This is a genomic window from Enterococcus sp. C63 (assembly GCF_040887215.1).
GTDB classification, from domain to species: Bacteria; Bacillota; Bacilli; order Lactobacillales; family Enterococcaceae; genus Enterococcus_B; species Enterococcus_B hirae.
In genome coordinates, this window is record NZ_JBFOFI010000004.1 from 243,337 (window position 1) to 268,927 (window position 25,591).

Annotated in this window: 18 protein-coding genes and 3 pseudogenes; 12 read left to right on the forward strand and 9 right to left on the reverse strand. The window is 35.6% G+C overall.

All coding sequences use genetic code 11. From position 1 onward, the window contains the following. Positions 1–233 precede the first annotated feature (233 nt). Together AB3H90_RS08325 and AB3H90_RS08330 are read right to left on the reverse strand one after the other, a co-directional pair. Positions 234–1,259, reverse strand: coding sequence for a ribose utilization transcriptional repressor RbsR (locus AB3H90_RS08325; protein WP_010720232.1), 1,026 nt, complete (start codon positions 1,257–1,259; stop codon positions 234–236). Positions 1,260–1,343: 84 nt separating this feature from the next. After that, positions 1,344–1,948: pseudogene (locus AB3H90_RS08330) on the reverse strand (cysteine hydrolase). A gap of 163 nt (positions 1,949–2,111) precedes the next feature. On the opposite strand from AB3H90_RS08330, the gene AB3H90_RS08335 reads away from it, so the two are divergent. The 3 genes from AB3H90_RS08335 to treC all read left to right on the forward strand — a co-directional run bounded on the left by AB3H90_RS08335 (position 2,112) and on the right by treC (position 7,432). Continuing rightward, entirely contained in the window at positions 2,112–2,813 is a 702-nt protein-coding gene (locus AB3H90_RS08335; protein WP_010720230.1) for an ABC transporter ATP-binding protein, read from the forward strand. Between the two features lie 9 nt (positions 2,814–2,822). After that, a complete protein-coding gene (locus AB3H90_RS08340; RefSeq protein ID WP_368016537.1) occupies positions 2,823–5,534 on the forward strand; it encodes an FtsX-like permease family protein in 2,712 nt (903 codons plus the stop codon). Positions 5,535–5,803: 269 nt separating this feature from the next. Then, positions 5,804–7,432 carry an alpha,alpha-phosphotrehalase gene (gene treC / locus AB3H90_RS08345; protein WP_088745382.1) on the forward strand — a complete coding sequence of 543 codons (1,629 nt, stop codon included), beginning with the start codon at positions 5,804–5,806 and terminating at the stop codon, positions 7,430–7,432. A gap of 394 nt (positions 7,433–7,826) precedes the next feature. Here the strand turns inward: treC and AB3H90_RS08350 are convergent, their stop codons facing one another. After that, positions 7,827–8,294, reverse strand: a complete 468-nt coding sequence (locus AB3H90_RS08350; protein WP_256736188.1) for a hypothetical protein — start codon at positions 8,292–8,294, stop codon at positions 7,827–7,829. Between the two features lie 591 nt (positions 8,295–8,885). Between AB3H90_RS08350 and AB3H90_RS08355 the strand changes: the two genes are divergently transcribed. The 3 genes and pseudogenes from AB3H90_RS08355 to AB3H90_RS08365 form a co-directional block, all read left to right on the forward strand. Then, on the forward strand, positions 8,886–11,507 hold the full coding sequence (locus tag AB3H90_RS08355) for a BspA family leucine-rich repeat surface protein (RefSeq protein ID WP_368016538.1): 2,622 nt from the start codon (positions 8,886–8,888) through the stop codon (positions 11,505–11,507). Then, on the forward strand, positions 11,489–12,448 hold the full coding sequence (locus AB3H90_RS08360; protein ID WP_368016539.1) for an immunoglobulin-like domain-containing protein: 960 nt from the start codon (positions 11,489–11,491) through the stop codon (positions 12,446–12,448). The genes AB3H90_RS08355 and AB3H90_RS08360 overlap by 19 nt, the downstream gene beginning before the upstream one ends. A gap of 396 nt (positions 12,449–12,844) precedes the next feature. Next, positions 12,845–12,986: pseudogene (locus tag AB3H90_RS08365) on the forward strand (single-stranded DNA-binding protein); the annotation flags it as partial. Between the two features lie 127 nt (positions 12,987–13,113). Here the strand turns inward: AB3H90_RS08365 and AB3H90_RS08370 are convergent. Beyond that, positions 13,114–13,287 (reverse strand): putative holin-like toxin, encoded by a 174-nt coding sequence (locus tag AB3H90_RS08370; protein WP_368016548.1) that lies wholly within the window; start codon positions 13,285–13,287, stop codon positions 13,114–13,116. A gap of 132 nt (positions 13,288–13,419) precedes the next feature. Here AB3H90_RS08370 and AB3H90_RS08375 point away from each other — a divergent pair. After that, positions 13,420–13,622, forward strand: a pseudogene (locus AB3H90_RS08375) (hypothetical protein). Positions 13,623–13,830: 208 nt separating this feature from the next. On the opposite strand, the gene AB3H90_RS08380 reads toward AB3H90_RS08375, so the two are convergent. After that, on the reverse strand, positions 13,831–15,018 hold the full coding sequence (locus tag AB3H90_RS08380; protein ID WP_368016540.1) for an AI-2E family transporter: 1,188 nt from the start codon (positions 15,016–15,018) through the stop codon (positions 13,831–13,833). A 294-nt stretch (positions 15,019–15,312) separates the two neighbouring features. Between AB3H90_RS08380 and AB3H90_RS08385 the strand changes: the two genes are divergently transcribed. Beyond that, positions 15,313–16,830 (forward strand): zinc ABC transporter substrate-binding protein AdcA, encoded by a 1,518-nt coding sequence (locus AB3H90_RS08385; protein WP_368016541.1) that lies wholly within the window; start codon positions 15,313–15,315, stop codon positions 16,828–16,830. 104 nt (positions 16,831–16,934) lie between these two features. Here the strand turns inward: AB3H90_RS08385 and AB3H90_RS08390 are convergent, their stop codons facing one another. The 3 genes from AB3H90_RS08390 to AB3H90_RS08400 form a co-directional block, all read right to left on the reverse strand. Further along, positions 16,935–17,663: a LytTR family DNA-binding domain-containing protein gene (locus AB3H90_RS08390; RefSeq protein WP_010720220.1), complete on the reverse strand. Its 729-nt coding sequence runs from the start codon at positions 17,661–17,663 to the stop codon at positions 16,935–16,937. 12 nt (positions 17,664–17,675) lie between these two features. Continuing rightward, complete coding sequence (locus AB3H90_RS08395; RefSeq protein WP_096708505.1) at positions 17,676–18,953, reverse strand: sensor histidine kinase; 1,278 nt, start codon at positions 18,951–18,953, stop codon at positions 17,676–17,678. Positions 18,954–19,093: 140 nt separating this feature from the next. Beyond that, positions 19,094–19,696 (reverse strand): accessory gene regulator B family protein, encoded by a 603-nt coding sequence (locus AB3H90_RS08400; RefSeq protein WP_010736952.1) that lies wholly within the window; start codon positions 19,694–19,696, stop codon positions 19,094–19,096. A gap of 278 nt (positions 19,697–19,974) precedes the next feature. Here AB3H90_RS08400 and AB3H90_RS08405 point away from each other — a divergent pair, with 278 nt between their 5' ends. Continuing rightward, positions 19,975–20,187: a hypothetical protein gene (locus AB3H90_RS08405; protein WP_368016549.1), complete on the forward strand. Its 213-nt coding sequence runs from the start codon at positions 19,975–19,977 to the stop codon at positions 20,185–20,187. Between the two features lie 127 nt (positions 20,188–20,314). Here AB3H90_RS08405 and AB3H90_RS08410 read toward each other — a convergent pair whose 3' ends face one another. Next, complete coding sequence (locus tag AB3H90_RS08410; protein ID WP_010736953.1) at positions 20,315–21,004, reverse strand: YoaK family protein; 690 nt, start codon at positions 21,002–21,004, stop codon at positions 20,315–20,317. A gap of 177 nt (positions 21,005–21,181) precedes the next feature. Between AB3H90_RS08410 and AB3H90_RS08415 the strand changes: the two genes are divergently transcribed. From AB3H90_RS08415 to AB3H90_RS08425, 3 genes are all read left to right on the forward strand, one after another. Next, complete coding sequence (locus AB3H90_RS08415) at positions 21,182–23,386, forward strand: ATP-dependent helicase (protein ID WP_368016542.1); 2,205 nt, start codon at positions 21,182–21,184, stop codon at positions 23,384–23,386. Between the two features lie 228 nt (positions 23,387–23,614). Next, positions 23,615–24,019: a Spx/MgsR family RNA polymerase-binding regulatory protein gene (locus AB3H90_RS08420; protein WP_368016543.1), complete on the forward strand. Its 405-nt coding sequence runs from the start codon at positions 23,615–23,617 to the stop codon at positions 24,017–24,019. Between the two features lie 21 nt (positions 24,020–24,040). Continuing rightward, positions 24,041–24,391: a Spx/MgsR family RNA polymerase-binding regulatory protein gene (locus AB3H90_RS08425; RefSeq protein WP_010720213.1), complete on the forward strand. Its 351-nt coding sequence runs from the start codon at positions 24,041–24,043 to the stop codon at positions 24,389–24,391. Positions 24,392–25,591: the final 1,200 nt, after the last annotated feature.

Consider the following 25,591-nt stretch of genomic DNA (forward strand, 5'->3'; position numbering starts at 1 on the left):
TAATAAGCTACGATTCTTTTTTCTAATAAGTCGCTTCGCTTTAATATTTTAATTATTCTGCATGCCATTAATTTGTTGGGGGAGAACAAATTTGGGGGAAATGGTCATACTACTTAAATTGTACCAAAGGAGATAGATTTCTACAAAATATTTGTAAAAATAACGACCGTAAAAAACAAAAAAAAAATAAAACACAAAAATACTTCATCATGTTTTATTTTTTTCTTCATAATTTATTCACAAATGCTACTTACACGCTTAGTTGAAGCTCTTTTTTTCAATTCTACTGGTAATAATTTTTCGCTCCATTCTTTTTCAGGCGACTGGATACGGGCTAATAATAATTGAGCAGCAGATTGTCCTAATTCAAAAATTGGTTGAGCGATCGTCGTTAATTTTGGTTTGACATATTCACACATATCCACATTATCGTATCCAATCACACTATAATCTTCGGGGATTTTCTTTCCATGTTCTTCCAACCCACGATAAATACCAAAAGCGAGCTCGTCGTTTAAGGCAAAGATTGCGGTCGCAGAGGAATTAAGAATCGTTGGAACGACCTGGTACCCACCATTTTTAGAAAAATGAGTAGGTAGTAACAATAAATTGTCGTGCGAGAGCTGATAAAAATCTAGTGCATGTTTAAAACCCTCGATCCTACGATAGACGTTTTCAGGGGGATTTTGTGGATAAACGAGCGCAATGGATTGGTGACCTAAATGAAGTAAGTGTGTACCAGCCAAGTATCCTCCACGAAAATCATCTGTGCTGATCGCATCACTAAATCCTTCAGCCTTTTTTTGATCCAACACAATAAAAGGTCGATTTTGTTTCTTGAGATTTTCATTGATTGCTGTAGTCGAAACAGCGGAAGTAGCTATGATAAACCCATCGACGCCTCGTCGTGCTAATTCGGCTAAATACTCAATTTCTTTTTGATGGTCAGAATCAGCGTTACATAAAATCGTCACGAAGTTTTGTTTGTATAACACATCTTCAATTCCACGCATTAGCGTATTAAAAAAAGGGTTGGTGATATCCGGCACGAGGACACCAATCGTTTTTGTTTCTTTCGTAATCATTTGGCGAGCGACATAGTCAGGTTGATAGCCGAGAATGTCTTTTGAAGCAAGCACTTTTTCAACTGTTTTAGCGCTGAATTTTTCTTCATTACCATTTAAAATCAATGAAACAGTGGCAATGGAAACACCAGAATGTTTTGCCACGTCTTTAATCGTTATTTTCTTTTTCTTCATTCTGATACTCCTATCTAACGGTTACTTTTATTTTCCCATGGAAAACCAGCAATGTAAATGAAAAACAAGGCGTGTTTGGTTCCTTTATCTGGCTTCTTCGATTGCTTGAAGGATTTCTTTGGTTGTACGCACTCGTGCTGTTTTTGGAAACATTTTTTCAAAAAAGAGCGTATGAAGATCTAGATCTCGATCACTACAACCATCTTCGATAACAATAACATGGTAACCATGTTGAAAAGCATCTAAAGCGGTGGCATAGACACCGTTTGAAGTTGCTACACCTGAAAGAATGAGCGTATCGATCTTTCTTCGACGAAGTTGGGCATCTAAAGACGTTCCAAAAAAAGCACTTGGATTATGTTTAGTGATCGTGAGTGTGTTTTGTGTTCCTTTGGTGGTAGGTTCAAGTAATAAATCAGTAAATTCTTTAGGGGGGGTATAAAAAGCACCTGCTTGTGCTCGGTCATTTTTAGCACTCAAATACTGAAAGCTGGTAATATCGACATTGACTAGTATATTCCAAGCAGGTGTATGCTTTAACTGCTCAGCAATCAGTTGATTGTTTGAGAGGATGTGGTTGCATCATAAGGGAATAATTGCCCAGAATTCACAATTCCTTTTTGGAGATCGATCGGTAAAAAAGCTGTTTTTGCTAATTCGAGTGGAATAGGTGATTTTGTAGTAGTCATGGGTTTTCCTTCTTTCAATAAATAGATCGTTTTCCATGTAAGTAAAACATAATTTCTGTATTTGTCAATGAATCGTCTATCAAATCTTTAGTCTGATTCATTTCAATGGTAAAATAAAAAGTAGCGACTTTATTCGTAAAGAGATGGAGATGAGAGAAGAAGGATGAGCTATGTAGAAGTAATCAACGAATGTAAACGGTACAAAATGGGAGAAACAACGATTACCGCAAATGATAATATATCATTTGCGATCAAAAAAGGAGAACTAGTCATTATACTTGGTCCAAGTGGTGCAGGGAAGTCAACAGTTCTTAATATATTAGGCGGGATGGATAAGCCAGATGAAGGGCAAATCATCATTGATCAGACAGACATCGCTCAGTTCAACGATAAACAATTGACCGCCTATCGTCGAACAGATGTCGGATTTGTATTTCAATTTTATAATTTGGTACCGAATTTAACAGCAAAAGAAAATGTCGAGTTGGCAACAGAAGTTTCACCAGATGCGTTAGATCCAGTGGAGGTATTGACACAAGTAGGTTTGGCACATCGGCTGGACAATTTTCCTTCACAGCTTTCAGGAGGAGAACAGCAGCGTGTTTCCATTGCTCGAGCATTAGCAAAAAATCCGAAATTACTTCTATGTGATGAACCAACAGGTGCGTTGGATTTTGAAACAGGGAAACAGGTGTTGAAGTTATTACAAAATGCGAGTAGAGAACATGGAAATACGGTGTTGATCATTACTCATAATTCTGCCTTAGCACCGATTGCTGATCGTGTCATCCATATCAACGATGCGAAAGTCCGTTCGATTGAAACAAACGATCATCCTTCAACCATTGATGAGATTGTGTGGTAAGGAGGGGCTATGAAAACAAAAACATATCTTAAAGCAAGTGCTAGAGAAATCAAACAATCGAAAGGCAGATTTATTGCCATTGTATTGATCATTTTGCTAGGGACCTTGTTATTCGTAGGCGTTAAAACGGCGGGGCCGGTTATGCAAAAAACGATGGATCACTATGTTGAAAAAGGCAATCTATCGGATTTACAAATCATTTCAACTGGTGGTTTAACGGAACAAGACGTAACTAGAGTCGAAAAAATCCCTGATGCACAACTGGAAACGGGAAAACAATTTTATTATTCCAGCTCAAGTAAAAACGAAGTTGTGCAAGTCTTTTCTTATAAAAAATCAAATAAACAAAACCTTTTAGAAGTAGTAGATGGGCATTTACCAAAGAATAAAGACGAACTCGTACTAGATGAAAAAGCAAAAAGTCTAGGCTATAAAATAGGCGAAACGTATACGATCGATTCTGACAACGTGAAAAAGAAAGACTATCAAATTGTTGGATTTGTACGATCGCCACTTTTCATCAATAATTTAGAACGTGGTTTTGCCAATGTCGGGAACGGCACAATCGATTATTTTGTTTATTTACCTGAAACAGAATTTAACACAGACATTCAATCGGTTATTTACTTAACGTTTAAAAATGTTTCATCCTTTGATACTTATAGTAAAGAATATCGGGACAAAATGGCACAAAACCAAAAAAGCGTGGAGAAACTTTTCCAAGATCGACCAGCTGCACGTTTAACTGAACTAAGGGAACAAGCTAAGGAGTCTTTACAACCAGAAAAAGAAAAGGTGAGTGCTGGTCAAGAACAAATTAGTCTGGCACAAAGTCAATTGGCAGCTGCCAGAGCCCAACTAGAGCAACAACGTTCAATGCTCGAACAATTGCCTGAAGTACAACGAACAGTAGCAACTAATGAACTAGCTACGCAAGAAGCACAGCTAGCTGAGCAAGAAAAGCAAGTCGCTGAACAACAAGAAAAACTGAATGATGCACAGGCCCAAATTACCGAAAATGAAGAAAAGATCAATCGTTTGGAAAAACCAACCTATCGTTTCCAAGAGCGTTCCGATAATGTGGGCTTTCAAGAATTTGGTGATTTAGCTGAACGGATCGCAGCCATTGCTAATGTTTTTCCTGTTTTCTTCTTCTTTATTGCAGCATTGATCACTTTTACGACGATGACACGGATGGTCGAAGAAAACCGACGAGAAATCGGTACGTTGAAAGCATTAGGCTATACTAAACTTGAAATTGCAAAAAAATATGCTATTTATGCAAGTTTAGCTTCTGGTCTAGGAATTATTTTAGGAACCGTCTTAGGAACCAATCTATTACCAAGAATTATTTTTGAACTATCGAATGAACGCTATGATATCGGATCAGCAGTCATTTTTTATGATTGGTCTCCGATTTTACAAGCGGCAGTGGCGTTTTTTATCGCTGCATTTGGTGCAGCGATGATTGTCTTATTCAAAGATTTAAGAGAAAGACCGGCAGCTTTATTACAACCCAAAGCGCCAAAACCAGGCAAAAGAATATTATTGGAATATATCACACCACTGTGGTCAAGATTAAGCTTTAATCAGAAAATCAGTTATCGAAATCTGTTCCGTTATAAATCCAGAATGTTTATGGCAATCGTTGGGATTGCTGGTTGTGCTGGTTTAATGGTAGCAGGCGTAGGATTGAAAGACTCTTTAAGCTCTGTTTCTGATAAACAATTTGGCCCAATTACGAATTACCAAGCAATTGTCACTTTAGATGGAGAAACAGAAAACAGTGAAACAAAAGCAAAGGAACAGTTAGAATCCGATCCGAAAATTACTGATTTGCTAGCAGTAAACATGCAAACGATCGAGCTTCGGCAACAAGGACAAGCGACTCAAAGCGTTACGATGATCATACCGGAAACGTCAAAAGGTCTATCACCGTTTATTCACTTGATCTCATTAAAAGGACGTAACATGGAGTTGAATGATTCAGGAATCGTCCTCACACAAAAAGCTGCCCAACTGTTTGATGTATCTGAAGGAGACCGCCTTTCATTGTACACGGATGACCAAAAAGAGTTATCGGTTACGGTGAAAGCCATTGCTCAAAACTATTTAGGAAACTTTGTTTATATGAGCCCTGCCTATTATCAAAAAGTATCAGGAAACGAAGCTTCTACAAATGCTTATTTAGTTCAAGCTGACCCAATGTCTAAAAAACAAGAGAATGCTTTGTCAGAAAAGCTATTGGGAACCAATGCAGTAACAAATACATCATTTGTTTCGAAACAAATGGAAACCCAAGAAGAATCACTTGCGAACCTCGATTCAATCGTTGTGATTTTTGTCGTTTTATCAGGGCTGTTAGCGTTTATCGTGTTGTATAATTTAACCAATATCAATATTTCTGAACGAGTGCGGGAATTATCAACGATCAAAGTACTAGGCTTTTTTGATAAAGAAGTAACGATGTATATTGTGAGGGAGAATATTATTTTTACTTTAGTTGGTATTGTAGGTGGATTTGGCATCGGCTACGTCCTAACTGACTTTATTTTACAACAGGCTTCAATGGAGACGGTGATCTTCCCCTTAGTGATCACTTGGAAAGCATATGCTCTTTCTGCTGTTTTGACTATTGAATTTACAGTTATCGTTATGATAGCGACCCACTTCAAGCTGAAAAATATCAATATGATTGATGCTTTGAAATCAAACGAATAAAAAAAGCTTCTTGCTAAAAGTTGAGTAGACTTTTGCAAGAAGTTTTTTTATTAAGTAACTGGTTGATGAAAAGAAAATTTGGTATAGGGAAAATAATACGCAGGTTTTGTTATGCCAATTTGTTGGATGTGCGACAGTTTATAATGGGTGAGGTCTTCCTATTAGAGGACTTAGCTCTGTCCTTGATAAACGCTTCCTTTTCCTTTATAATAGGATTTGTAAACTTGTATATATAAGTTGGAATAATAGCTGATTGGAGGCGAATGAGGATGTCGTTTAATGAGAAAGTAGTTTATCAAATTTATCCTAAATCTTATCGTGATAGTAATGGTGACGGGATTGGCGATTTAAAAGGGATCAAAGAAAAATTACCTTATCTGCATGAACTAGGGGTCGATATGATTTGGTTGAACCCCATTTATCCGAGTCCACAAAAAGATAATGGCTATGATATTTCTGATTATGTAGCGATTGATCCACTATTTGGAACGATGGAAGAATTTGAAGAACTAGTCACACAAGCAAAGAGCTATAATATAGAGATTATGCTTGATATGGTTTTAAACCATGTCTCAATAGAACACGAATGGTTTCAAAAAGCTTTAGCTGGCGATCGTTTTTACCAAGATTTTTTTATTCTAAGAGATGAGCCAACCGATTGGGTATCTAAATTTGGTGGTAATGCATGGGCGCCTTTTGGAGATACGGGTAAGTATTATTTACATCTCTATGATCAAACACAAGCAGATTTAAATTGGCGAAATGAAGCAGTGCAAACAGAGTTGTTCAAAGTTGTTCGTTTTTGGATGTCTAAAGGGGTCAAAGGCTTTCGCTTTGATGTAATCAACGTGATCGGGAAAGATGAAGAACTCAAAAATAATGCAGAGAACCAAGGAAAAGCAGAATATACTGACAAGCCGATTACTCATACGTATCTTCAACGATTAAATCGGGAAACTTTTGGTCAAGATCCAGAAATCATCACAGTTGGAGAAATGAGTTCAACGACGATTGAAAATTGTATTTTGTATACGGAACCAAGTCGGAATGAGCTTTCGATGGTGTTCAATTTTCATCATTTGAAGGTTGATTACGAAAATGGAAACAAATGGAGTACGCCACCTTTTGATTTTGAAGCTTTAAAAAGTCTGTTTCATACATGGGGCGAAGCGATGAGTAAAGGAAATGGCTGGAATGCGTTGTTCTTAAATAACCATGACCAGCCAAGAGCCCTCAACCGCTTTGTAGCAATTGATAAATACCGCACAGAAGGGGCTAAAATGTTAGCGACGATGATCCATTTGAATCGTGGGACGCCTTATATTTATATGGGGGAAGAAATTGGGATGATCGATCCAGACTTTCAGCATATCGATGATTACGTCGATGTAGAAAGTTTAAATGCTTACCAAGAAATGCTGAACCAATCCTTCTCGGAAGAAGAAGCTTTTCGGCGAATCAAGGCGAAATCCAGAGATAACGCTCGGACACCGATGCAATGGACAAGCGATGAAACAGCTGGCTTTACCACAGGAACACCTTGGTTAGGTTTAGCAGCAAATCATGAGGTCATCAATGTAGAACAAGAACGTACATCTGAACAATCGATTTTCGCATACTACAAAAAATTGATTCAATTGCGAAAACAATATCCTGTAATCGCATCAGGGGACTATCAAGCTTATGAACCCGATCATCCTCAAGTATACGGTTATTTAAGACAATTAGACGGACAAAAATTATTGGTTTTAACTAATTTTTACGAAAATGAAACGACCATAACGATCCCAGAAGAATTTGTTAGTGCCCAACCGCTTATCAGCAATTATGCCAATACTCTTATCCAAGAGGAAGTGACCCTAAGGCCTTATCAAGCGATCGCACTGTTGATCCAGTAAATAAAAGATCAAGAGCAAAAAATTGGTAAACGATGAGCCAATAGTAACTGAGCATGATCTTTGTTTCTAAAGTAAAAAAACTTTCATGAGTTTGACAAATTACTGATGTCCTTATGAGCAACTGTTTTGAAAAAAACGATGAATCGGTTGCAGATAAAATTTTACACGAGATATTTTGAAAGAAATTTGAATTTTTAATGGACTATCAGCTAGTGGGAAAACATTCGACCCTTAATCCATGAGTTATTGGATTAAGGTCGTTTTTATTTTGTCTAAAAACAAATGTGAGATAAGAAGAAAGAATCATGAAAAAATCGATTAAGTAATGTTAAAATTGAGTATTGCAAATCAAAGAATATGATGGAAGCAATAACCATTTAATGTATGCTCTCATCTAAGAAAAAAGAGGATACAATATCATTAATAGACCTAGTGTAAGATGGACTATAAATCTTTTATTTGTATTTTGCATAAAACTTGCCTGAAGTTTTTCTGAAACCCAAACAAATTGTAATTCGTTTTTGGGATGGTCTATTAAATACTGTTTAAATATTTCGCGTTCCTTTTTTTTGGATTTAATTAAGTAAAAACCTGTAACAGCACTGATAGTAAGGGCTATTCCCAAATAGGGAATTATATAATTCAAATTTTTAGGAACGTCTTCAATAGGGAAAAAGCAGCGAATAACACGTTCCAAAATAAAAAAGACAATAACATAAATGATAAATGAAAATTTTCTTTTTAGAGCAAAAGAAGGATCCTTTTTTTCATAATATTGTGAGATTGCTTTTTTTCGTTTCTTTTGTTCTTGTTCAGTTAGGTTTGGAAAAGTACGCTCTCTTTCTTGTTTATATAGAGCCATGATATCTGAATACTCCTGTTGGATCTGCCTGACTTTGTAGACTGTATAAATAAAACTACCATAATATATTAAAGTAAACATAAATTTAATTAAAAGCATTATTTAGTTCTCCTTAAAGGCCTTTTTTTAATTATAGCAAACAACATTTGAAAGTAGCTTTAAAAATGTAATAAAAAAGAGAGCGGGGCAATAATCAGATTTTTTTCTGACTATTGTTCTACTCTCTTTTTTCTTTCACCTATTAACCTTTACATAAAGCGTAACATGTAGGTGAAATATTTCTTCAGATGATAAGTAGTAGAAGAAGCTTGATTGATTTCCTCGATCAATGAAAGAAATATATACAAAAAAACGTTATGGTAAACGCTCAAAATTCAAGAATATTAATTGGGAATATTGAGCGTTTATGCTTGCTTAGAACAAGTAAAATAAACGCTACAGGGGAGATGATTAATACGATTTTGTCAGCTTCGGTAACAAAATGGACATTGGAAAGAGACATCAATTGAAAACAGGGGAAACACCTAAAGCTGATGAAGTGGTATTGACGAGAAAGTAATGATCAAAAATAAGAGCAAAAAAGGAGTAAATATGAGTAAGAAAAAATTAACAGCAAAACGTAAAAAACAGCTATTAACGATGTTTGCGGTGGCTGGTGTGATGGGAAATACTGGGATCGCACCAACGATGGCATTAGCGGATACTTTGACACCAACAGCCGAAACTTCTACTGAACAAACACAGGCGAATGAAGCAAAAGAAGTCATCGATCAAACGATACAAAACGTCACAGATCCGTTAGTAAACACAACGGATTCAACCACTACAGCTAGTGATTCATTAGCACCAACCGATGAAACAACGGATGACACCCAAGACCAAGCAACAGAACAAGAGCAAGCAACAGCAGCGACTGCCGAAAGTGAAGGGGATGCAACTAATCCAACAGCTGAAGCGCCAAAAGTAGCGCAAAAATCGAACGTGGCAGCAGCTTCTAAGATAACTGGCACATGGGGTACCAGCTCGTATACGTTTGATGAAAACACAGGAGTATTGACAATCGGAGCAGGCGAATTAAGTGGCTATAAAGAATCGCCATGGTTCGAAAACAAAAAAGTAGATGCTAAAGCAATCAAGAAAATTGTCTTGTCTGGAAAAGTAGTTGCTCCAGAAAATTCTAGGTTATTATTTAGTGGAAATACCGGGGCTGAAAAACCTACGAATGTAACTGAAATCGAAGGGTTAAGTCAACTGGATACCAGTAACGTAACAGATATGTGGAAAATGTTTAAAGGTATGAGTAGCATAACAAGTCTAGATGTAAGTGGCTTTGATACCAGTAACGTAACAGATATGCTTGGTATGTTTGACGGTATGAGCAGCGTAACAAGTTTAGATGTAAGTGGTTTTGATACCAGTAAAGTAACAGATATGGGTAATATGTTTAGCGGTATGGGTAGCGTAACAAGTTTAGATATAAGTAGCTTTGATGCGAGCAACGTAACAGATACGGCTAATATGTTTTATAATACTCCACTTAAGAAATTAATTCTAGGAGATACCTTTAAATTTGTAGGAGGACAAGGAGCTCTTACTTCTGCTTGGAAGAGAGAAGATGGCAAAGGAAAGGCTTATACAGCAGCAGATTTCATGAAAAACTATGGCACTGGTGATTTGACTGCTGGCACGTATGTTTCCGTTGAAACAGGCACATGGGGTACCAGTCCGTATACTTTTGATGAAAACACAGGAGTATTGACGATCGGAACAGGTGAGTTAAGTGGCTATAAAGAATCACCATGGTACGCAAACGAAAAAGTAGATGCTAAAGCCATCAAGAAAATTGTCTTGTCTGGAAAAATAGTTGCTCCAGAAAATGCTAGGTTATTATTTTCTGGTAACGGTGACCTTAAGAATGTGACTGAAATCGAAGGGTTAAGTCAACTGGATACCAGCAACGTAACATCTATGGACTTCATGTTTAGCGGTATGAGTAGCGTAACAAGTTTAGATGTAAGTGGTTTTGATACCAGTAATGTAACAGATATGCATTCTATGTTTTCCGGTATGAGTAGCGTAACAAGTTTAGATGTAAGTGGTTTTGATACTAGTAATGTAACGAAGATGTATTATATGTTTTCCGGTATGAGTAACTTAACAAGTTTAGATGTAAGTAACTTTAATACCAGTAACGTAAAAGATATGGATTTTATGTTTAAAGGCATGAGCAGCGTAACAAGTCTAGATTTAAGTGTTTTTGATACTAGTAACGTAACAACTATGAAGGATATGTTTGCTGATACTCCACTTAAGAAATTAATTCTAGGAGATACATTCAAATTTGTAAATGGACAAGGAGCTCTTACTTCTGCTTGGAAGAGAGAAGATGGCAAAGGTAAGGCTTATACAGCAGAAGATTTCATGAAAAACTATGGCACTGGTGATTTGACTGCTGGCACGTACGTTTCTGCTACAGGATGGTGGGGTACCAGTCCGTATAATTTTGATAAAAACACAGGGACATTGACGATCGAAGCAGGTGAGTTAAGTGGCTATGAAGAATCACCATGGAACAGCGACAAAGTAGATATTAAAGCCATCAAGAAAATTGTCTTGTCTGGAAAAGTAGTTGCTCCAGAAAATGCTAATTTATTATTTACTGGAAGTCTCAGTAAAGGTAACCTTATGAATGTAACTGAAATCGAAGGGTTAAGTCAACTGGATACCAGCAACGTAACAGCTATGCAATCTATGTTTTATGGTCTGAGTAGCGTAACAAGTTTAGATGTAAGTGGTTTTGATACCAGTAATGTAACAACTATGGAGAATATGTTTTACAATATAAGCAGCGTAACAAGTCTAGATGTAAGTAGCTTTGACACTAGCAAAGTAACAACGATGAGAAGTATGTTTAAGAATACACCTCTTGCTAAATTAACACTAGGCGATCACTTTAAAGCGATTGGAGACACTGGTTTATCAGCACCGAAAGCACTGAACGATGGAGATCAGCTGACAGGAAATTGGATTCGTGAAGATGGTCAGTCCAAAGGCTATTCACCTGCTGACTTTATGACAAATTACGGAACTGGGGATTTAACGGCAGGAACTTATGTGGCAGAACTAGTGAAAAGTGAGTTGAAACCACAAGAATATCATGTAGGAGATGTCAATATCACTGGAACACAGGGGATATGTCTCTCGGCCGATTAACCGTTAATGGTAAAGTTGTTAGCTGGGGCGGTAGCTTCAAAGATGGTCAATTCAGCTATTATGTCGGTGTTGGAAAATTAAAAGTCGGCGACAAAGTCGTATTAGATGGCTACAACAAAGAGAAGGAATTGATAGATTCAAAAGAGATTGAAGTGATTTCCGAATCTTCAGGATCAATTGATCAGGTGGACACTTATAAGCTAGGTGATTCAACCATTACTGGAACTTATACGGGGGATATCCATAAAGGAAAACTAGTAGTGAATGGGGAAGTAATCAGCTGGGGCGGAACCTATAAAGATGGTAAGCTTAGCTATTATGTGAACTCTCAAATCATCAAAGCAGGGGATCAAGCAACGATTCAAGGCTATGATAAATTCGATACACCACTAGGGGACCCACAACCAGTGACTATAGGAGAACAACTGGGTCAATTAACAGAAGCCCATCGTGTGGGAATCAGTACAGTGATCGAAGGAAACTACACAGGCGATGTTTACCAAGGAATCTTGTTGGTCAATGGCGAAAAAGTTAGTCAAGGCGGTAGCTTCAAAGATGGCAAGTTCAGTTATTATGTAGGAAACCTTAAAGTGTCAGAAGATAATCAAGTAGTCTTGATGGGTGCCAACAATCGAGGACAGCAAATTCCAGGATCAGAGATTGATGTCACTATTCAAACACCAACAGCTGAAATCAACGAATTGACTTATAAACTTGGCACACAAACGATCAAAGGAGCCTATGGTTCTGATACCCAGGTCCACCAAGGACACTTGTTTGTCAATGGTAAACTGATCAGTAAAGGTGGAAGTTTTAAGGATGGGGCAATCAGTTATTATGTGAAGCCAGACCTAATCAAAGCTGATGATCAAGTGACAATGAATTTCTATGATGGAAGTGGCAACTTATTGGCTGAAAACCAAACAGTTTCTGTAAACTAAGAAAAAATAAATTTATGTAAGTCTAAAAACTGGGGCATTGATTAGAAAAAATCTGATCAATGTCTCAGTTTTCTTGATTTAAGATACGCTCAATATTCAAACAGGTTGAGCTAAATGATGAATACCGGAATGTGTACAGAGGTTTATATTTTTCGTCAAATAAAATTAAAAATTTATGCCATTTAAAAAGAAAAGTGACACACAAAAAATACATTATATCAGGGGTTTCTTCTTTTTTTAACTTGTGAACTTAGCTATCTTTTCCCTTTCTATTCTTACTTTTTAGTTTAAAAATATCTATTGTCATTGTGTCGATCAAATCTCCATTTTCTGGACATTAATATCTAAAAATAAATATGATGTAAAATTATGTGTTACTTAGTGTTGTGTAGTAATTACACTAATCAACCTGCCACGAGTCCAATCACAACCACCTTTGAACAACATGAAACAACGATGACTAATAACAATGGATTTAACGCTTCACAAAATCCATTTGATGGACAATGATATTAGCAATGATGATTTCCCATTCTGATTGTAAAAGATCAATAAAGTTGATATAATGAATACGAAAAGAGGAGTTGCGCTAACAACTCCCTTAACAGCACCGTTTAAGACGGTGACCAGTTTAATATTATTTTTGAAAAATAATCGTCGACCGGCTAAAGCTGACGGTTATTTTTTTTTTGATTGTTGTTTACAACTGCCAAGATTCCAAAAATGATTGTTGCGATTAAAGAACCGAAACCAATCATTAATCCTAACGCCGTTTCAACAGGCAAAAGGCTTCTCCTTTCTGTAAGATTTTGGAAGTACGCACATACGCACCACCTCACTTTCAATCGGATAGCCACCGTCACAAACTTTACTGTCTTGATTATTATTAGCATAACTAAAATCGATTAAAAATTCTCGATTTTAGTTGTTTTTTCTATAATTTTAGCGAGGTGATCGTGATGGAATAATCTATTGTTTTACTCGGTAAAATTCAGGAAATCAAGACACAGCCATTGCTTGTGCGATTTACATTACCAATGAGCCCTGAACCAATCAATCAGTGGTCAATATAGAAATAACGGATAAATTGCTTATTTTGGAAGAAGGCAATTATACTATTTCAGTAACAGGTCACTTCAATAAACGGAATCACTTAGTCATTGAATCGATGTAAATTAAAAACCCCAATCATTTTATGCGATTGATGAGCATACAAAAGAAGAGCTGCACTCCTAAATGTGGATTGCAGCTCTTGTTGTTTTACATAGAAACAGGAACAAAGGTCTGTTTAGTAGAGACTGGGACAATAGTCTTCTTCAGTAAGAAAAATAAGCTTGATCGTCCTAGTCCCTCGTTTTTTTGAGAGATGTTCCAGACTTTCTTTACTCTTTTTCAAAGTAGTCTTTTTCCGAAAATTCTGCTTTTTGGTAGACACCCTGATCGCCATAATACTTGTTGTAGCGTTGTTTGAACTTTTTAAAAGTAAAGACAACCAATAATTTGATCAATGTGTAGATGGGGATCCCAAAAATTACACCCATGAGTCCTAGTAAATCACCCATCACTAATAAAACAATCAAAATAGTGATTGGATGGACTTGAAGACGATTGCCCATAACTCGAGGGATAACTAAGTCCCCATGAAGTAATTGGACGATGAACCAGACCAAAACAAACTTAATTGCCATGAATGTCGAATCTTGGAAAGCAATAAACAATCCAGGAAAGAAGGCAATAAATGGTCCAATGTAAGGAATGATACATAAAATCCCAGCTGCGATTGCTAGTATGCTTGCAAATTCTAAGCCGATCAATAAAAATGTGACCCAATAAACAGCTCCTAAGATGAAAGAAGCAATGATTTGCCCTTTTAAGAAATCACCTAATTGTTGATTGGCGATTTTAGTCAATGTCCGAAAATCTGTACGGAACTTGGGTGGTACGATCCCTAACACAGCTTGATAAAATTTCTGAGGATCTCTTAATAAGAAGAACGCAATGATTGGACCAGTAAACAATGTAATAAAGGTAGATGTTACTGCTGAAAAGATATTCCCGATACTTTGTGCGCCACTTTCCCAATAATCGCCAATAAACGAGGCAAAATTAGATGTCCAATCATCAATCGATGAAAAGAATTGATCGAATGTGTCCGCAAAAGGTGTTTGCGCTAGGAAGTTTTTCAAAGTTTGTATAAAATCGTTGAACAAATCAGGAAAACTAGTCATTAGTGTTTTGGCTTGTTGCTCCAAGAAAGGAACTAACCAAACACTCCCTAAGCCGATCAAAAATAAAATAATGACATAAACGATAGTAACAGATAAATTTCTAGATAGTTTTCGGCTCAAACGTTTGATCAACGGGTCTAGTAAATAATATAAAATTAACGCAAATAGTACTGGGGCGAGTGTCGTCGCAAAAATCACAAAAAATGGTTTAAAAATAAAACCGATCTGCTGAAAAAAGTAGATCACTAAAGCTAACATAATCAACAACCCTAATACATAATAGGAAGTCGTTCCCCCTAGAAAACGTATCAGACGTGACTGATCTTTAGAATTATACTTCAATTTATTACTCCTTTCAATGTACTAAATCGCTCTAAGTTCAAGATAAAAGTAAAAGGAAATTGTTTTTTACCTATCGGGAACGTCAAGCTGATTTATCTTATTATAGTCGGAACTAGTGACAAAAAGAAAATGATACTGTTCAGAAATGGCTAGAAAATAAAAAGAAATAGTTTTAAGAAAACGCTTGACTATTTATTTAGCGATATGATAAATTAAATCCTGTTGCTAAAGCGTAAAGATTACGATTTGGTAACTTTAATCGTAAAATGAAAGAAGATGAAGGAGTGCCGTCAAATGAAGCGTTTGGTTTATTTATTAGGGATAGTAGCTACTGTTTGTATACTTGCCAGTTGTGGCAATCAACAAGAAGCCGCGAACAAAAAAGAAAAATTGCAGGTGATGACGACTTTTTATCCAATGTATAATTTCACGAAAGAAGTAGTGGGAGATGAAGGAGAAGTTGAGTTATTGATTCCTGCTGGGACAGATTCACACGACTATGAGCCGTCAGCAAAAGATATGGCAAAAATTCAAAATGCGGATGTCTTTGTCTATAACAACGAAAATATGGAAACCTGGGTACCAGCAATCCAAAACACATTGAAAGAGGGGAATGTGTTAGCAGTCAAAGCGACTGAAGGGATGTTGTTGTTACCAGGTAGTGAAGAAGGACATGACCATAGTCATGGCGAAGCAGGGCATTCTCATGAATTGGACCCGCATGTTTGGTTAGCTCCAAGTTTAGCAATGAAACAAGTAAAAAGTATAAGGGATCAACTGATCACAAAATACCCCGATAAAAAAGAAGCCTTTACTAAAAATGCGGAGAATTATTTAGAAAAATTACAAGAACTTCATCAGAGTTATCAGGATACCTTAAGTAAAGCAAAACAAAAATCTTTTGTTACCCAACATGCCGCATTCAACTATTTGGCATTAGAGTATGGACTGAATCAAGTGTCAATAGCTGGCTTATCCTCAAGTGAGGAGCCTTCAGCCGCAAGAATTGCTGAATTAAAACAGTTTGTAAAAGATCATGGGATCAAATATATTTATTTCGAAGAAAATGCTAAAGACAGTATCGCTAGAACTCTAGCAAATGAAGCCGGCGTTTCTTTGGCTGTCTTAAATCCTATAGAAGGTTTAACGAAAGAACAACTTGCAAATGGTGAAAACTACGTAACCATAATGAAAGAAAACCTTAAGTCATTACAAAAAACGACAGATACAGTGAATCCACTGGAAGCCACACTGACACCAGAAAAAGAAAAAAATGTATATAATGGTTACTTTGAAGATTCAGCTGTGAAAGACCGCAAATTGTCCGATTGGAAAGGGCAATGGCAAACGGTCGATAACTATTTAGCTGATGGAACCTTAGATCCCGTATTTGAGTATAAGGCAAAAATCGATCCAAAAAAATCAGCAAAAGAGTACAAGGATTATTATACCGTCGGATACCAGACGGATGTCGAAAAGATCAAGATTGACGGAGATCGAATGGCATTTACTTTTAAAAATGGTGAGATGAAGCAATCATCTTACCGATATGCAGGTAAAAGAGTTTTGAATTACGCTGCAGGAAATCGAGGCGTACGCTACTTATTTGAAGCAGTAGAGCCAAAAAGTGGCGCTTATCGATATGTACAATTCAGTGATCATTCGATTGAACCAACAGATTCGGAACATTTTCATATCTATTTAGGGAATGAAAGTCAAGAAAGTTTACTGGCAGAAATGGATCATTGGCCAACTTTTTATCCAGTGGAGATGAGTGGGCAAGAAATTGCGCAAGAAATGCTGTTACATTAAACTACAAAATAGGAACAAGAAGAGATAAATAAGAAAAAAATGAGCAAAACAAACAGACGAGTTTTGCTCATTTTTTTGTTTGTTTTTGGGGAGAAGTCTGAGATTTACGAGATCAATTTTTTTAAACCACGTACAGAAGCCGGAATCACTTCGCCATTTGCTAACGTGATTTCACGAGTTTTTTTGTTGATCGTACGGACATTTTGAGTATTGATCACGTATGATTTATGGCAGCGGATAAAATGACGGTTCATTTTCTCTATTTCTTTGATTTTATCATAGAACTGCATTTGCGCATGAGTCAAATGAACCTCTAATTTATGTGGCGTTCCTGGGGAAGTAGAGAAATACTGGATATCTTTGATCGGAAGAAATTTTATTTCATCGTTAAATTCGATTTTAAAAATATCTTTTTGTAAAGGAGTCGCTTTGACATCTTCAAAGATCTTACTTAAAATACGTTCCACATTTTCTTTTAAATCAAAAATATCTTCTTTGATAATATAATCAGTCGGTTCAATATTACTCTTTAAGATAGACATTGAAAGATCCGTATGAGAAGTAACATAAATAATTTTTCCTAAAGGATCTAGATCTCTTACGCGTTTTCCGATCATAATACCATCTAGATCGCTATCTTTTAATTCAATGTCTAAAAAATAAATACCAAAAGATGAGGTTCGTACTCTAGCTGCTTGAAGAAGTTCAATTGGATCAGAAGTGGCGATATGGACATAACTATCCAAATTCTCAATCATAATTCGATTTTTGATCACTGCTGAAATTACTTCCAACTGTTTCGTGTCATCTTCGCAAATATAAATTGGAATCATACGAATACTCCTTTATTTTGTTTGTATATAGATTGTCTGAGAAAAACGTTGATTCTCAATAGATGTCTCTAAAAAGATATAAGGATTGGCCTTTGACAGCTCATCCAAAATGAATAAACCGAGTCCTTCGTTTTTAGGATCTTTTTTTGTTGAAAAACCTTTTTGTTTTAATTGATTTAACGGAAGTGTATTCATCGTTGTATTGATGACACGAATAATCACTGAGTTTTTCTTTTTTAAAACAAAGAGTTCAATTTTCTTCTTTTTAGTAATTAAAGCTCCTTCAATCGCATTATCTAAAATAATACCTAACATTCGGACGATGTTTACTGTGTGTTTTTTCTTTAAAGTGATCTCTTCTGGAATAACAAGATGCACGGATAATCCTTTTTCTTGTGCCATCATTAATTTCAAAGACAATAAGCTTCTTATTTCAGGAATTTTTATGTTATCTAACAGACTAAGGTTTGCTGGGAAAAGATCCATCATTTGACGAGTGGGTAAGATATTTTGATTGTAGTACTTACGTAATCCCTCCAGGTCACCTTCAGCAAGATAACTATTCATTGAAAAAAGCAAGTTTTGATAATCATGCTTGAATTCTCTAAGGTCTTGATAGTTTTTTTCTAGATCACGGATGTAATCTTGTTGCATTTGCATACGCTGTTCTAACAATTGGTCTGCCATTTTTCTCTTTGAAATTTTCCAATAATAAATGAGGATAAACAGCCCGCCACAGAGATAAAGAATGAAAAAGCCAGTGTTGATAGTTAAAATTTGGGGAGTCTCGCCAGAAAAACGTGTATAAAAGATAACGATATAATAGGTAAATAACATCAACGCGCCAACGGTTCCAATCATTCGGCGATCCAACCCATGGAAATTTTCTAAGGCTTTTTTAAAGGCTAAAGCAAGTAAGGTCGATAACGTCGCAGAAATGACGATATGAATATACTGCAAGGAATCTCCTGGTTCAATGACAGCAGATTTCAAAATAAAAAAATCGCTGATGCTCGTCAAATGGTCTCCTAAAAGCGAAGTAAGCAATCCCCAAGGAAGAGCATAAACCAGTTTTTGCGGGGAAGTAGAAAAGAAGAAGAATGTTAGCATCAGCATACCTATAGCAAATAAAGCAGTAAATATCCCAAATAAAGGATACATAAAACCTAACAAGACACAAGAGATTAAAATAGTGGTAACGAATAAGTATTTCTTTTTAATTTGGTGTTCAATGAGTAATACACAAATTGTGTAAATTAAATATTGCAAGGCTATGGACCACAAAAACATAAAGTACAGCTCCCATTGATTTTTACCAAATTATAGCATATTTATTGAATTATTTTTTTAATTTTTCAGGGATTTTAAACTCTGAACTCATACCAAAGCAGCATCCAGACACAAAGAAGTCAGACAAATTAGTAAGTTGTTTAATGATTGTTTTTTTCATAGAAAATTCCTCCAAGATTCATTATATAATTCGTAATTGGAAGCAGCGTAGCTATTTCTAAAATAATCCCGAGAAGCAAGTAAGTAGAAAAGTAAGAATTAGCGAAAAATAAAATAGTTATTGCAAATAGAAGAAACATGAAAATTGCTTTTTTTAACAGTGGTGGGCGTTTTTCAGGTTCAATGGGATTGATTGCTGTACCTTTTGATCCATAGCGAAGCAACAATAAGAAACAGATGATCAATGAAATGACCTTCAGTGGGGAAGAGATGGTCACATCAAAGTGTTTCATTAAGAGGGGAACGCCCCACAAATAAAGCAAAGTCCATAGTAAACAAACAAATTCAGAATCAGAATGAAGTCCGTAAGCATAGCGACGGATACAAATATAAGAAAGAAAGGTCAATCCTGTTTCGACCCAAGAACCGGTTATTAAAGAAAATACTAAAACAACGGCCAATTTGCCAAGGTTATTCATTAATACATCAAGGGCAAATTTTACTTGGAGATAAACCATTTCATCTTCTATTTTTTCACCACTGAATAATGTGTCTAATATTCTATTTACAACTTTATTTTTCATCCAACGTACCTCCAATAACGATTTTATTCTAAATTTGTTAAAAATAGTGTTTCGATTCATAAAAGGTTGTTTTGACATCAAAACCGTAAAAAAAAGATCAAAAAATTCAGTTAGATCTTTCTTTTTTGAGTATTTTATAAATGGCAGATAAAAAAAGTGAACGGTTTTGACATGAAAAGGGCTTTTTATGATTTTTATGTGTTCTCTGCCTAGAAGTGTGTTAAAAATTGATTGACTTAAAAAATATTGGAGGAACTATCATGGGGAATGAACAAGTAATGGAGAAAATGGATGAGCAATTATTTGAAGTTGGTGAAACAGGTGCTTTTGTTTCAGATTTATTTGAAGCAACTATCAAAGGAGAAATTGAAAAAGTTTATGAAAACAGCGTGATGATCCGGGTCATCAAATGTGCAGTAGAAGATAATGAAACTGCCGACAGTTTGCATTGGCAGCTTGTTGTTCGAAAATCAAGTGCGATAATGGAATGAATAAAAATAAACATAAACACAACAAATAGGCTGAGGTACTGTCCGAGTATCCTGTAAATCAGTCTATTTGTTGTGTTTTGAAGTATAGTGATTTTTTAGTTGGCCATTAAAGTGAACACGCTTGTCCTTATTTTTTGGATAAGACTATATGACGTTGGTAAAATTTCCATACTTGAATGCTTTGAACAATTGCTATGATTAAAAATAAAACAGCCACTAATAAAATAGCAAAATGCCCAAATAAATGGTGGCAAAAAACGAGAACGCCTGCACCACTGATGAAAGCCAGAACAACTGTCAGAAAATGGAAAAAACGATCGAACGCTGCTTTTTCTTTTGTGACAAGAGAATCGTATAAGTTAGTAGCAACTCCTTTTAGATTCCCCGTAGTAAAAAGATTAGTATAAGCTCGTCCATCGATTTTATCAAAAGCGACCCATTGAATAGCTGCTGTAAATGCAATCATGATGGTTACGATGGCTGGGTGGATACTGATTGGAGTCAGACTGACTAAGAAAAAGATAATTGCTTCGTAGTAAAGAACATACAAACGCCAATAGTGTTTTTCTTTCTTTTTGAAATAATCAATCAAAAATTTTGTCAGTAAAATCCCTAAAAAAAAGAAGACAGTAGAAAGAATTTTTTTTCCAACGCTAATCCATTCACCATCGAAAGCTTGGATGATTGCTAAGACAATATTACCCGTTTGTGCTGAAGCAAATGCGTTATATTGAATATATGTATAACTGTCCATTGCGCCACCGATAAAGGATAATAAAAGTCCGATTGTCCGTCCTTCATGAAATGAAGTACTCATTTATATTCACCTTCAAATTAATATATTTGTCTTTTTTATTCTATCATATTGGTTATATGTTTTTGATATTTTATAGATAATTTTCAGAAAAGGTCAGTGTTTGCTAAAGTCATTTTAATTTTTAGAAAGGTCTGTTAGTATAAAAGAAAAATATTGACCATTTATATATAGAAAGATGTGAAAACAATCAATCAAGGGAATGAAAAAGAAATACTTCGCTTACAAAGAGAAATCAGTCATTGGGAAAAAAGATATGAGAAGCTCCAACAAATTTTCCGGATGCAAGAAGAGATCATTGCAAGCTATGAAGCAGCTTATGGTGAAGCACCTGGGCTGATTGAGGAAGAAAAAGAAACGAATAATAGTCATTCATTTTTCGATATGATGGAAAAGCGCTCCTACAATCGTTTTAATTACGAGCAAAAAGCAGCGATTACTTACAATATGGAAAAAAATCTAAGGATCATTGCAGGAGCGGGAAGTGGGAAGACCCAAACAATTTGTGCAAAAGCTGTCTATTTAATGACTGAAAATCAGGTAGATGAGCAACGGATATTGATGATCACTTTTACGAGAAATGCTGCGAATGAATTGAAAAAGCGAGTAGATAATTTTAGCCAACGGAAGACCAATGTTCATATAGGAACTTTTCATAGTATCTTTTTTCGTTTGTACAATGATATTTGTCGCCAATTCCCAGAAGTAGTCACTGAAGGGATACAGGGAGAATTTTCAAAAGAGACCTCATACAAAGTCAGTGGACTAATACAACAACTTATTCGTAAGTATAATTTATATGCTTTTGATCAATATGGAGAAAAAAATTTGGCGGCACGTCTTGATTATTGGCAGAATATGAACTTATCAATAGAAGAAACGCGAGTATTGATAAAAGAAAACTTTGACTTTATTGAACCGAATGCAACTATGCCGATTTCCGAAAGAATGACCCACTTCATGCGAGAACTGCAAGCACAAAAGAAAGAGCAACATCTTTTTGAATTCAATGATGTTCTAAGTAATTTAAAACAAGCCTTGCAGAACGAAGAAATCAGAAACTTCGTGGGACAAAAATATGATTATTTATTTATTGATGAATTTCAAGACACGAATCCTTTACAGTGGGAAATTGTTCGCCTGATCACGAAGGAAACACCAATGAAACTTATTGTGGTCGGTGACGATGATCAAAGTATCTATGGGTTTCGAGGTTCGGAACCTTCTTATATTAAAAATTTTGACCAAGAGTACGCAACGAAGACGCTTTTTTTATTAACCAACTATCGTTCACGTGCCACCATTGTTCAAGGAGCGAATCGCTTAATTACTTTTAATAAAAATGATCGTATCCAAAAAGCAATGATTCCAGCTAAGAAAGAGGCGGGGATTATGCAGGCGCTAGCTTTTGATGACATACAAGCTGAAAGTCGCTGGATCATTGAACAAATCAAAACATTGATTAAACATAAAGGAAAATACAAAGAATCAATCGTTTTATATCGGTCGTTAACGCAAACCCAGCAATTAGTCCAAGACTTGTTACAGACGGATATCCCCTTTGTGCTAGAAGCAGATGGCCCATACGAAGGGATATTTGGGATAAAACTATTTCAACAGTTCTATCAAAGGATTCTTTACTGGCAAAATGCAACTACTTATCAAAAAAAGACACAAGGTTATCAACAAGTACTCTATCAGTTAATGATTAATTGCTATTTCAAGAAGGCTGAATGTGAGGACTATTTTTCTAAACGAAATAAAGTAACAGATATTGTGGAATATATCCTTTCTGTAAAGCCGCATTTAAAAACAAAAGAAAAAGAGATTCATCGGTTTGTAAAGGACCTTCATACTTTTGATAAAAATGGCGGAAAAGGTTTTGATCGTTTAATTCAAAGCTACCTTAAATTAAGTCGACCAACTAAAGAAATAGACGGTAGTGAGCGTGAATGGTTGTTAGGAACGCTCAAACAATTTTCAACATTAGAAAAAATCAACCATTTAGAAAAAGACATCCAAGCAGTTGCGAAACAACTAAAAACTCGTTTAATCGCTTACCGACAAGGAAAACTTGATGCTTTATGCATTCAAAGTATTCATAGAAGTAAAGGCTTAAGCTATCGCAATGTTTTTTTAGTTGGTTGTAATGAAGGAGCTATTCCTTACAATGGTGCCTCTGATAAAGCAGCCATTAGTTTGGATAAGGTCAAGGCAGAGCATGTGACAACAGTCGAAGAAGAACGCCGTCTTTTTTATGTAGCAATGACCCGAGCAAGGAATCGTCTCTATTTGTGTATACCTTTGATGAAGGGGACGAGAAAATTGAAAACTTCTAGATTTATTAGAGAAACAGGTTGTAAAATTAAAAAAATACATGTTTAATCACATAAAAAACGATATTATTAGGTAAAAAATACTAATAATGTCGTTTTTTTTATGTGTTTTTCTTCTTTTTTTTATACAAAATAAATTAAGTTTTTTCATATAAACACAGGATTAAAAGGGTTTAATAGCAAAGAAGAATAAATTTTCTGAATTTTAATAGCTAATAATTGGTGTTTTTTATAACTTTCAGTTAGAATGGGATTATAATTAAAAAGGAGTGAGAGAATGATAAAAATATATACTTCCCCTAGCTGTACTTCTTGTAGAAAGGCAAGAGCATGGTTGCAAGAAAATCGTTTAGATTTTGAAGAAAAAAATATTTTTGCAGAGCCGATATCAGAAAATGAAATACGTGAAATTTTAGCAGCCACTAACGGAGGCGTTGAAGACATTATCTCTACTCGCTCAAAAATATACGAAAAATTAGCTATTGACTTCAACGAGCTCACATTAAAGCAAATGATCGTCCTTTTTAAACAATATCCTTCTTTACTAAGACGTCCGATCTTAATTGATGAAAAAAGAATATTGATCGGTTTTAATGAAGATGAAATTCGTTCGTTTGTTCCAAGAGAAATTCGTTCAGTTGCAAGAAGAATGATTTATATGCAAAACAGTATCTTCAGTTAAATTTAAAAAAGGAGGAATCTTGTGAAGGTATACGGGTCGGCGCATTGTGTGACGTGTCTAAAAGCAAAGCAGTGGTTAGAAGAACATCATCTCTCTTATCAGTTTATTGATTTAGATCAAAGAGAGCTAACCGTTAAGGAAGCAAAAGAATTGTGTGGGTTTGAGAATGTTCACGCGGAACGACTGTTCGCCACTTGGTCACAAGGTTTCAAAAATCTGGAAATTGATTTATCTACTATTAATGAACAACAATTGATTGTTTTGTGTAGAACACATGGAGAACTAATCAGACGTCCGCTGATTATTTTTGATAATGTTTTATTTGTTGGGTTTAATGAGGAATTAATGGAGAAATTAATTGCAAGCCAATAAATACAGGATGACCTCAGTGGCAAAAAAACGAAATAGTCGGTTAGAGGAGATGGATGGCTATTCATTTCCTTTTTTTGTGAGTGATCTTTTCTAAAAGAAACTTGTCTCGGTCTCTTCTCTTATCTCTAAAAACGAATAAACGGTGTTCAAAGAGCTGACCTTCGGCGATAAGTCAAAAAATCTCAAAACATGAGGAGCTGTTTCGAGATTTTCATCCTTAACGCTTAGGTCAAGACACTCTTTTCACGACCTCTTGCTAAACGGTGTTCAAGAAGCAACTCCTCAACAATAAGCGATGGTTTTCTAAAATATGAGGAGCTATTTTAAAAAATCATCGCTTATTCGCTCGGAGTTGAACGCTTCTTTCACAGCCTCTTGCTAAACGGTGTTCAAACATCAGTTCCTTGAAATAAGCCTGAATTTTTCAAAACATGAGAAGCTGTTTCAAAAAATTCTTTCTTATTGTCATCAGAGCTACCCGATGTTTTCACGACCTCTGATTCACGGTGTTCAAAGAGCTGACCTTCGGCGATAAGTCAAAAAATCTCAAAACATGAGGAGCTGTTTCGAGATTTTCATCCTTAACGCTTAGGTCAAGACACTCTTTTCACAACCTCATTGATCAACGGGAAAACGATGAACGCTCATCAATGGGGCAACTGTGTGGAGTAACCAAAGATGTCATAAATGGACAACAGCTGAAAGAAGTCTTACGGTTCGATTATCTGGATAGCCAGAATCAGTAGAATGACTATGGCTTATTTAATATAGAAAAGCTGAAACCAAGAGTGATAACCTATACCAAAGGTTTAAATACTTATTGACATGTGTAAAATTACATGGTATATTCTTTTTTGTTGTTTTTAGTTACTCGTTTTAAAAAAATGAAGTAATAAAAAAGATTCAAAAAGTTCTTGACGTGTGAGTTATCACATGATAAGATAACTGAGTCGTTAAAAACCGACAGCTTATGAAGCTTGATTTCATCGAAATAAACTTCAAAAAATTTGTTGACAAATAACAAACGATGAGTTATGATAAATGAGTTGCTGAAGCGTTTCTGAAAAACGAAGTCAAAAAAACTTTTAAAAAATAGTTGACAAACAAATGTCGATCTGTTATGATATAAAAGTTGCTACGGCAATATCGAATGATTAATCGCTAGCTCGTTAAGAAGTTTCAACTTTAAATCAAGCAGCA